The organism is Actinomadura violacea (genome assembly GCF_017573465.1).
GTDB lineage: Bacteria > Actinomycetota > Actinomycetes > Streptosporangiales > Streptosporangiaceae > Spirillospora > Spirillospora violacea.
Genome location: NZ_JAGEPF010000003.1, coordinates 110,306 through 121,286 on the forward strand (window position 1 = coordinate 110,306; position 10,981 = coordinate 121,286).

At 73.9% G+C, this 10,981-nt stretch carries 2 protein-coding genes; both read right to left on the reverse strand.

All coding sequences use genetic code 11. The features are described 5' to 3' along the window. Positions 1 to 31: 31 nt before the first annotated feature. Positions 32 to 9,616: a type I polyketide synthase gene (locus J4709_RS52895; RefSeq protein WP_232383002.1), complete on the reverse strand. Its 9,585-nt coding sequence runs from the start codon at positions 9,614 to 9,616 to the stop codon at positions 32 to 34. 278 nt (positions 9,617 to 9,894) lie between these two features. Further along, on the reverse strand, positions 9,895 to 10,974 hold the full coding sequence (locus tag J4709_RS04925; RefSeq protein ID WP_208237397.1) for an HAD-IIIC family phosphatase: 1,080 nt from the start codon (positions 10,972 to 10,974) through the stop codon (positions 9,895 to 9,897). Between the last annotated feature and the right edge of the window lie 7 nt (positions 10,975 to 10,981).

Genomic DNA, 10,981 nt, shown 5'->3' on the forward strand with positions numbered 1-10,981 from the left:
TTCCAGGAAGGGACGCATAAGGACGCGCGCTTCAGATGCCGAGGTTGTCGATGAACTCGAAGACGTCGTCGTCGCTGGCCGCCTGGATCTTCTCGGCGACCGATGCGTCGGCGCCCTCCGCGGACGGGCCCAGCAGGGCGAGGATCCCTCTCAGCCGCGTCGCGAACCTCGCCCGGGCCGCCTCGTCCTCGACGATCTTCTGCACCGAGGACTCGACCGTGTCGAGCCCGGAGAAGGCCTGCTCGACCGACGCCTCCCCGTTGGGGGCGCCGCCGAGCTCCCGGCCGAGGTAGGCGCCGAGGGCGTCGGAGGTCGGGTGGTCGAAGATGACGGTGGCGGGGAGCCGCAGGCCGGTGACGGAGTTCAGCCGGTTGCGCAGCTCCAGGGACGTCAGCGAGTCGAAGCCCAGTTCCTTGAAGGTCCGGCCCGGGTCGATCGTCTCGGTGCCGGACATGCCGAGCACCATCGCCACTTGGGCGTGGACGAGGTCCAGCAGGGCGGCGCCGCGCTCCACGTCCGCCATGGCAGCGAGTTGAGCCGAGAGGGCGCCGCCGCCATCGCCGGTGCTGCGGCCGACGCTGCGCCGGGCCGTCCGGCGGACCAGGCCCGACAGCAGGGGCGGCAGCGCGTCGCCGAGGCCGCGCAGGACGGCCAGGTCGAGATGGTCGGGGACCAGCACGGCTTCGCCCGTGGCCGCGGACGCGTCCAGCAGGGCGAGGCCCTCGGCGTCGGTCAGGGCACGGGAGCCGGAGCGGCTCATCCGCCGCCGGTCGACCGCGCCGAGCTTGCCCGCCATGCCGCCGGCCTGCTCCCAGCCCCCCCACGCCAGCGACACACCGGGCAGGCCGAGCCCGCTCCGGTGCGCGGCGAGCGCGTCGAGGAACGCGTTCGCCGCGGCGTAGTTGCCCTGCCCGGGCGATCCGACGGTCCCGGCGACCGAGGAGAACAGCACGAACATCGACAGGTCGAGGCCGGCGGTCAGCTCGTGCAGATGCCAGGCGCCGTCGACCTTCGGGCGCAGCACCGCCTCGACCCGTTCCGGGGTCAGCGAGCCGAGCACGCCGTCGTCCAGCAGCCCGGCCGCGTGGATCACCCCGGTCAGCGGCGCGTCCGAGGGGATCTCCGCGAGCACGGCGGCGAGTGCGTCCCGGTCCGCGGTGTCGCACGCGGCGACCTGGACCTCGGCGCCGAGCCCGCGCAGTTCGGCGGTCAGCTCGGCCATTCCGGGGGCGTCCGGGCCGCGGCGGGACAGGAGCGTCAGGTGCCGGACGCCCCGGACGGCGACCAGGTGCCGGGCGACCAGGCCGCCGAGTGCTCCGGACGCGCCCGTGATCAGGACCGTGCCGCCGGGGTCGGGCGGCGCGGGGACGGTCAGCACGACCTTGCCGATGTTGCGGGCCTGGCTCAGGTACCGGAACGCCTCGGGCGCGCGCGTCACGCTCCACTGCGCGACGGGCAGGGGCCGCAGCACTCCGCTCGCGAACAGCTCGCCGAGCGCCGCGAACATCTCCGCCATCTTGTCCGGGCCGGTGTCCAGCAGATCGAACGCCTGGTAGGAGACGCCGTCGTGCTCGGCCGCCACCCGGGCGGGGTCTCGGACGTCGGTCTTGCCCATCTCGACGAACCGGCCGCCCTGGGCGGTCAGCCGCAGCGAGGCGTCCACGAACTCGCCGGCCAGCGAGTCCAGGACGACGTCCATGCCCCGGCCACCGGTCGCCGTCTGGAACGCCTTCTCGAACTCCAGCGTCCGCGACGAGGCCAGATGGTGGTCGTCAAGGCCGAGGGAGTTGAGGGCGCTCCACTTGGCGGGGCCGGCCGTGCCGAAGACTTCCGCGCCCAGATGCCGGGCCAGCTGGACGGCGGCCATACCGACCCCGCCGGCCGCCGCGTGAATCAGGACCTTCTCGCCCTCGCTCAGCCCGGCCAGCTCGACCAGCGCGAAGTACGCCGTCAGATACACCACGGGCGCGGCGGCGGCCTCGGCCGGCGACCACCCGTGCGGGACGGGCGCCAGCAGCCGGGCGTCGGTCACCGCCACCGGCGCGAACGCCCCGCTGAACAGGCCCATCACCCTGTCGCCGGGCGCGAGGCCGGTCACGTCGGGTCCGACCTCCAGCACCACGCCGGCGCCCTCAAGCCCGAGCAGGCCCGCGTCACCGGGATACATGCCCAGGACGTTGAGGACGTCCCGGAAGTTCACGCCGGCCGCCCGCAGGCCGACCCGCACCTGGCCCGGCTCCAGCGGGCGCGTGCCGTCGTCGGTCGTGGCGAGCGTCAGGTTGTCCAGCGTGCCGCGCTCGGTGAACTCCAACCGCCAGCCGTCCCCCGCCGGGACCGGCAGGACGGCGGCGGTGCTCGCCCGGGCCAGCCGGGGCACCCGAACCTCACCGCCACGGACCGCGAACTCCGGTTCGCCCAGCGCGGCACCGGCCACCAGCAACTCACCGGCCGCGACCAGGTCGTCTACGTCGGCCAGGACGAACCGGCCGGGATTCTCCGAACTCGCCGACCGCACGAGACCCCAAATCGGTGCGCCCGCCACCTCGACCGGCGTCCCCGGCCCGGCCGCGACCGCTCGCTCGGTCACCACCATCAGCCGCGCATCCGCCAACGCGTCCTCGGCCAACCATCGCTGGAGCACATCCAAAGTCCGTACGGTCACCTCGCGGGCCGTGGCGGCGGTGCCGCCGTGGTCGGCGGACGTTGGCAGGCAGCAGACGGCGTCGGGCACGTCCTGTCCGGCGGCGACGGCATCGGCCAGTTCGGCGACGTCCTCATATCGGACGGCGCCCGGCAGGTCGAGGCCGCACTCCCCCAGGACCGCCCAGCGTGCGGCGGATGCGGCGGGGTCGCCGGGGCGGGCGGGTACCCACTCCACCCGGAACAGCGCCTCCTTGACCGCCCTCGCGCCCTCGCCCAGTCCGCCGCCGGGCAACGCGCGCAAGACCAGCGAGCCGACCGACGCCACCGGTCCCCCGGCCGCGTCGGCCAGCGTCACCGACACGCCGTCCCCGCCCGCGTTCGGCGCGACCCGGACACGCGCCGCGGCGGCGCCGGCCGCGTGCACGACCACCTCACCCCACGCGAACGGCAGCATCGGGCCGCCCTCGTCCCCGGTCAGGCCGGGACCGAGCCCGATCGCGTGCAAGGCCGCGTCGAGCAGCGCCGGATGCACCCCGAACCCGGTGACCTGCGTCTCCTCAGGCAACGCCACCTCGGCGAACACCTCGTCGCCGCGCCGCCACGCCTTGCTCAGCCCGGCGAAAACCGGCCCGTACGCGAGCCCGCCCTCGGCCAGCCCCTGGTAGAAGCCGTCCAGCTCCACGGGCGTCGCGCCTGTGGGCGGCCACTGCTCCAGGCCGGTGCCGGTGTCCGCGCGTTCGTCCTGTGCTCCGAGAACCCCCGTGGCGTGCCGCGTCCACGGCTCGTCGTCGCCGCCGTCCTCGGCCTGGGAGTACACCGCGACGCCACGGCGGCCCTCCTCGTCGGGGGCCTCGACCGCGACCTGGATCCGGACGCCTCCCTCTCCGGGCAGGACGAGGGGCGCCTCGATCAGCAGCTCTTCGAGCCGTCCGCAGCCGGCCTCGTCCCCTGCCCGCACCGCCATCTCGACCAAGGCGGCGCCCGGCACCACCACCTCGTCCGCCACCACGTGCTCGCCCAGCCAGGGCTGCGCCGACAGCGACAGCCGGCCGGTCAGTGCCATGCCACCGGTGCCCGGTAGGCCCACCGCCGCGCCGAGCAAGGGATGGCCGGCGGCCGACTGCCCGAGCCCCGCTGCGTCCACCGCGCCGCCGTCCGCGCTCAGCCAGTAGCGCTGGTGTTGGAACGCGTAGGTCGGCAGGTCGACCCGTTCAGCTCCTTGGCCGTCGTAGAACCTGGCCCAGTCGACGGTGCCGCCTCGCACGTGAACGCCGGATACGGCCGTCAGCAGCGTGCGGACCTCGTCCCGGCCCCGCCGCATCACCGGCAACCACGCCTCATCCCCCTGGCTCTCGGGAATCTGCGGGCCAAGCGCCGACAGGATTCCGTCCGGCCCCAACTCCGCAAAAACACCCACACCCGCACCGCGCATCGCATTCACCGCGTCAGCGAACCGCACCGGCTCACGCACATGCCGCACCCAATACTCCGGCTCCAACAACTCGCCACCCGCCAACCGGCCCGACAACCCCGACACCACCGCAACCCGCGGCACATTGAACCGCACCGAACCCACCACGTCTGCGAATTCCGCCAACATCGGCTCCATCAACGGCGAATGAAACGCATGCGACACCCGCAACCGCCGCGTCCGCACCCCGGACTCCTTCAACCGCCCCGCAACCGCCAACACCTCCTCCTCCACACCAGAGACCACCACCGCACGCGGACCGTTCACCGCCGCCAAACCCACACCCGAACAACCCTCCAACGCCTCCACGACCCGCTGCTCAGAAGCCTCCACCGCGACCATCGCCCCACCACGCGGCAACGCCTGCATCAAACGACCACGCGCAGCCACCACCCGACACGCATCCTCCAACGACCACACCCCAGCCACACAAGCCGCCACGACCTCACCAATCGAATGACCACCCACCACATCCACGCCCACACCCCACGACACCAACAAACCAAACAACCCCACCCCCACCGCAAACAAACCCGCCTGCGTAAACACCGTCTCATCCAACAAACCCTCGCCGCCGTTACCCAACACCACCGAAGCGACACTCACGCCGTCAGCTTCTTCACTCAAACCCAAAATGCGTCCCGACAAATGCCGGTCCAAACCCGCACACGCCTCATCGAACGCATCCGCGAACACCGGGAACGCCTCATACAAACCACGAGCCATTCCCACCCGCTGCGCACCCTGACCCGTGAACATAAAACCCACACCACCGGCGCCAACCGAACCCGACACCACACCCGCTCGGCCCTTGCCGGAGGCAATCGCGCCCAGTCCCGCCAGCAACTCGTCCCGGTCCGCGCCGACCACGACGGCGCGTCGTGACAGGGCCGATCGGGTCGTGGCGAGGGACCAGCCGACGTCCACGGGATCGAGGTCGGGGCGGGCGGAGACGTGCTCGGCGAGCCGTTCGGCCTGCGCCGCGAGCCCTGCGGCGGATCGCGCCGAGACGGTCCATGCCGTCATCGGAGCGCGATGCGGGGCCGGTGCGTTCTCGGGCTGGGCGGCGTCGTCCGCATGGTCCGCGGCAGGGGCTTCCTCGAGGACGGCGTGCGCGTTGGTGCCGCTGATGCCGAAGGCGGAGACGCCGGCGCGGCGAGGGCGGCCGTCGGCGGCGGGCCAGGGGACGGCGGAGGTCAGCAGCCGTATCCGGCCGGACCAGTCGACGTGCGGGGACGGTTCGTCGGCATGCAGGGTGCGGGGCAGCCGCCGGTTCCGCAGGGCGAGCACCAGCTTGATGACTCCGGCGGCCCCGGCCGCCCATCCGGTGTGGCCGATGTTCGACTTGACCGAGCCGAGCCACAGCGGGCGTTCCTCGGGACGGTCTTCCCCGTAGGTGGCGAGGAGGGCGTCCGCCTCGATGGGGTCGCCGAGCGGGGTGCCGGTGCCGTGCGCTTCGACGGCGTCCACCTCGGCGGCCGGGACGCGGGCGCCGGCGAGGGCGGCGCGGATGACGCGCTGCTGGGCGGGTCCGTGCGGGGCGGTGAGGCCGTTGCTGGCGCCGTCCTGGTTGACGGCGCTGCCGCGGACGACGGCGAGGATGTCGTGGCCGTTGGCCTGGGCGTCCGACAGCCGTTCGACGAGGAGCACGGCGGCGCCCTCGGCCATGCCGACGCCGTCGGCGGAGGCGGAGAAGGACTTGCAGCTGCCGTCGGGGGCCAGGCCGCGCTGCCGGCTGAACCACAGGAACCAGTCCGCGCTGCCGAACACGGTGACGCCGCCGGCGAGCGCGAGCGACGATTCACCGGACCGCAGCGACTGGCAGGCCATGTGCAGCGCGACCAGGGAGGAGGAGCAGGCGGTGTCCACGGTGAGGGCGGGGCCTTCCAGCCCGAAGATGTAGGACACCCGGCCGGACACGACGCTGGCGGCCAGCGCGGTCTGCTTGTGCCCTTCCAGGCCGGCGGGCATGAACAGCCCGTATCCAGAGGTGGCGGCGCCGACGAAGACGCCGGTGCGGGTGCCGCGCAGCCCCTCGGGGTCGACGCCCGCGCGTTCGAGCGCCTCCCAGGACACTTCGAGCAGCAGTCGCTGCTGGGGATCCATGGCGAGCGCCTCGCGGGGGCTGACCCCGAAGAAGCCGGCGTCGAAGTCGCCGACGTCCCGGAGGAATCCGCCTCGGCGCGAGTAGGACGTGCCGGGGTGCGCGGGATCGGGATCGTAGAGCCGTTCGACGTCCCATCCGCGGTCGGCGGGGAAGTCGGAGATCGCGTCGCCGCCGGCGTCGAGGAACTCCCACAGGTCTTCGGGGCTCTGGATGCCGCCCGGCAGCCGGCAGGCCATCCCGATGATCGCGATGGGTTCGTCGGGGGCCGCCGCGCGGACGGGGGCGGCGGTGTTCGCGGCGCCGCCGAGCAGTTCCGCCCGGAGGAACTCCACGAGCGCCTTGATGGTCGGGTAGTCGAAGATCAGGCCGGTGGGCAGCCGCAGCCCGGTCGCCGCGCCGAGCCGGTTGCGCAGGTCGACGGCGGTCAGCGAGTCGAACCCGATCTCCTTGAAGGTGCGGCCCGCCTCGACGGACTCGGGCGAGGCGTGCCCGAGGATGGCGGCGGCGTGCGCCCGGACGAGGTCCAGCAGGCGCCGGGTCTGGTCGGCGGCGGGCAGTCCGGCGAGCCGCCGCCGCAGGTCCTCGCCGTCCGCGCCGGACGCGGCGCGGTGGCCTGGGCCGTCGACGGGCTGCCCGTCGGCGTTCAGCGGGCCGCCCTCGTCGCTCAGCCAGTACCGCTCGTGCTGGAACGCGTAGGTGGGCAGGTCGACGGGACGTCCCGCGGGGATCACGGCCGTCCAGTCCACGGGTACGCCGCGCACCTCGGCCTCGGCCAGCGACCGCAGGAACCGGGCGGGGCCGCCGTCGTCGCGGCGCAGCGTTCCGGTGACGACCGCGTCGCCGGCGGATCCCAGGTCCTCCAGGGTCTCGCCGATCGCGGCGGTCAGGACGGGGTGCGGGGAGACCTCGACGAAGCGGCGGTGCCCGGACCCGGCGAGGACCCGGACGGACCGGTCGAACTCGACGGGCGAGCGCAGGCTGGCATACCAGTACGCGGCGTCCAGTTCGGGCCCGTCCACGGCCTGCCCGCTCATCGCCGAGATCATCGGGATCCGGGCCGGGCGCGGGACGACGTCCGCCAGGACCTCCGAGAGTTCCGGCTCGATCTGCTCGACCTGGGCGCTGTGCGAGGCGTAGTCGACGGGCACCCGCCTGGTCCGCACGCCGTCCCGCGCGCACGCCTCGGCCAGCTCGTCCAGGGATTCGGGGTCGCCGGCGACGACCGTGGCCGCCGGGCCGTTGACCGCCGCGACGGCGAGCCGGTCGCCCCAGCGGGCCGCCAGGTCCCGGACGGTCTCCGCGGGTCCCGCGACCGACAGCATGCCGCCGCTCCCGGCCAGCCGGCCGAGCGCCCGGCTGCGCAGCGCGACCACCTTCGCCGCGTCGTCCAGCGACAGGACGCCCGCCACGCAGGCCGCCGCGATCTCGCCCTGGCTGTGCCCCGCCACCGCGTCCGGCCGGACGCCGGCGGCCTCCCATACCGCGGCCAGCGCGACCATCACGGCCCACAGCACCGGCTGGACGACCTCGGCCGCCGCGAGCGCGGGCGCGCCCTCGGCGCCGGCGAGCACGTCCTCCAGCGACCAGTCGACGTAGGGGGTGAGCGCCCGGCCGCATTCGGCGATCCGGGCGGCGAACACCGGCGACGACTCGGCCAGTTCCCGGCCCATCCCGGCCCACTGGCTGCCCTGGCCGGGGAAGACGAAGACGGTCCGGCCCGCGCCGCCGGGCTCCGCGATGCCGGTCACGGCGCCGGCCGCCGGCTCGCCCGCGGCCACCGCCGCCAGGCCCGCCAGCAGCTCGGACCGCTGCGCGCCGATGATGACGGCGCGGTGCTCGAACCGCTTCCGGGTGGTGGCCAGCGACCAGCCGACGTCCGCCGGCGCCAGACCCGGGTTGTCTGCGAGGTGCTCGGCGAGCCGCTCCGCCTGGGCTGCCAGCCCAGCGGCGGTGCGCGCCGACACCGGCCAAGCCCGCGGCCCGGACGCGAGCGCCGCCGGAGCCGCTGCCCCGCCCGCCGGCGGGGACGGATCGGGCGCGGCTTCCAGGATCGCGTGCGCGTTGGTGCCGCTGATCCCGAACGAGGACACGCCGGCCCGCCGGACCCGGCCCGCATCGGGCCACGGCCGCGCTCCGGTCAGCAGCGACACCGCGGCGGACCGGTCGACGGCGGGGGTCGGCTCGTCGATGTGCAGGGATCGCGGGAGCAGTCCGTGCCGCAGCGCCAGCACCATCTTGATCACGCCGGCGACGCCCGCGGCGGCCTGCGCGTGCCCGATGTTCGGCTTGACCGATCCCACCAGCAGCGGCCGGGCGTCCGGACGTTCCACCCCGTATGCGGCGGCCAGGGCGCGCGCCTCGGTCGTGTCGCCGAGCGGGGTGCCGGTGCCGTGCGCCTCCACCGCGTCCACGTCGCCCGGCGCGAGGCCCGCGCTGCGCAGCGCCCGCCCGATGACGGCGCGCTGGGCGGCCTCGTCGGGGGCGGTGAGGCCGTCGCTGGCGCCGTCGGAGTTGATCGCCGAGCCGCGGACCAGCGCCAGGACGGCGTGCCCGTTGCGCCGGGCGTCGGACAGCCTTTCGAGGACGACCAGGCCGACGCCCTCGGACCACACGGTCCCGTCGGCGGCGGCGGAGAACGCCTTGCAGCGGCCGTCGGGGGCCAGCCCGCGCAGCCCGCTGAACGCCACGAAGTTGCCGGGCGTCGCCATCACCGACACACCGCCCGCGATCGCCAGCTCGCAGTCGTCGCGGTGCAGCGCCTGCGCCGCGAGATGGATCGCCACCAGCGAGCCGGACGCCGAGGTGTCGACGGTGACGGCCGGGCCCCGCAGGCCGAGCGCGTAGGCGACGCGGCCCGAGATCACGCTGGTGGTCGTGCCGGTCAGCAGGTGGCCTTCGAGTCCGTCCGCCGCCTGGTGCAGCCGCGGGCCGTACTCGCGGGGCTCCGCGCCGACGAACACCCCGGTGCGGGTGCCGCGCAGGGCGTCCGGGTCGATCGCCGAGCGCTCCAGCGCCTCCCAGGACGCCTCCAGCAGCACCCGCTGCTGCGGGTCCATCGCGATGGCCTCGCGCGGGGAGACGCCGAAGAACGCCGCGTCGAAGCCGGCCGCGTCCGCGAGGAAGCCGCCGCGGTCGACGTAGGTCCGGCCGGGGGCGTCCGGGTCCGGGTCGTGGACGGCGGCCAGGTCCCAGCCCCGGTCGGCGGGGAAGCCCGAGATCACGTCCCGCTCGTCGGCGAGGACCCGCCACAGGTCCTCCGGCGACCGGACGCCGCCCGGGTACCGGCAGCTCATCCCGATGATCGCCAGTGGCTCGCCGGCCATCGCGAGTCCCTCGTCGGATGTCGGCGCCGCCGCGGGCAGCCCGGCGGGCGGTGTCTTCTCGGACTCGCTCATCCTGCGCCCCTGTGTCCATGCACCGCCCCGCACGGCGGGGGCGGGAAACGGTCGTGTGATGAGGACCCCCGGAATTCCCGGAGGGCAGTGCGCGATATCGGGACGGAAATACACCCCGGGATCCGTCGGCCGACGGGAAATCACCGGACGGCCATTCACCGGCGATTTCGCTGCATATCGATGCCGAGGTCAGGTTCCCATGGCCCGGCGCGGAGGGTAAAGGACGCCGTCCCCGTTCAACCGCGGAACGGCGTCATTTGAACGCCGCAATGGACGGTTCAGCGGGCGGCCAGCTCCGGCGAGTCGAGCCGCATCGTGGTCGGCGCGGCGCGGCGTTCGGCGGCCAGGTGGAGGCACTGGACGCCGTCGCGGCCGGTGAGCGTGCCGAGCCCGGCCAGGCACGTGCAGGCGTCGTCGGTGAAGCCCGCGAACCGGTAGGCGATCTCCATCATCCGGTTGCGGTCGGTCTTGCGGAAGTCGGCGGCGAGGTGCGCGTCCGCCCGGGCGGCCTGGTCGACCAGCCAGTTGAGGATCACCGCTCCGGCGCCGAACGCCACGACCCGGCACGAGGTCGCCAGCAGCTTCAGATGCCAGATGCCCGGACGGCGCTCCAGGAGCATCACGCCGACCGCGCCGTGCGGCCCGAAGCGGTCGGCCATGTTCACCGTGAGCACCGCGTGGGCGGGGTCGGCCAGCAGCCCGCGCAGGGCCGCGTCGGAGTAGTGCACGCCGGTGGCGTTCATCTGGCTGGTGCGCAGGGTCAGCTCCTCGACCCGGGACAGGTCCTCGTGGTCGGCGAACTTGATCGTCATCACCAGGTCCAGGGTGCGCAGGAACTCCTCGTCGGGTCCGTTGAAGGACTCCTTCTCGGCGTCCCGGCGGAAGCCGGCCTGGTACATCTCGCGGCGGCGGCGCGCGTCGACGGTCACCACCGCCGGGCTGAACTCCGGCAGGCCGGGCAGCGCGGCGATCTGCTCGGCGGGGTAGCAGCGGACGTCCGGCGCGGCGAAGTTCACCTCGGCCCGCTCGGTGGGAAGGTCGTCGATGAAGGCGATGGCGCCGGGCGCGAAGTTCAGTCGCTCGGCGATCTCCAGCACCGCGTCGGACTTGCGCCCCCAGCCGATCTGCGGAAAGACGAAGTACTCGGCCAGTCCGAGTTTCTCCAGCTGCGTCCAGGCCAGGTCGTAGTCGTTCTTGCTGGAAATGGAATGCAGGATTCCGCGCGCGTCGAGTTCGGCGATGACGTCGCGGACGCCGTCGGCGAGCTCGACGTCCGGGTCCTCCAGCAGGGTGCCCCGCCAGAGCGTGTTGTCGAGATCCCAGACCAGGCATTTCACAAGAGTCGGCTTGTCGGGCACAAGACCC

Bases quoted from the DNA above. Each gene is read 5' to 3' on its own strand.
- J4709_RS52895 (WP_232383002.1), bottom strand. From the start codon at position 9,616: ATGAGCGAGTCCGAGAAGACACCGCCCGCCGGGCTGCCCGCGGCGGCG.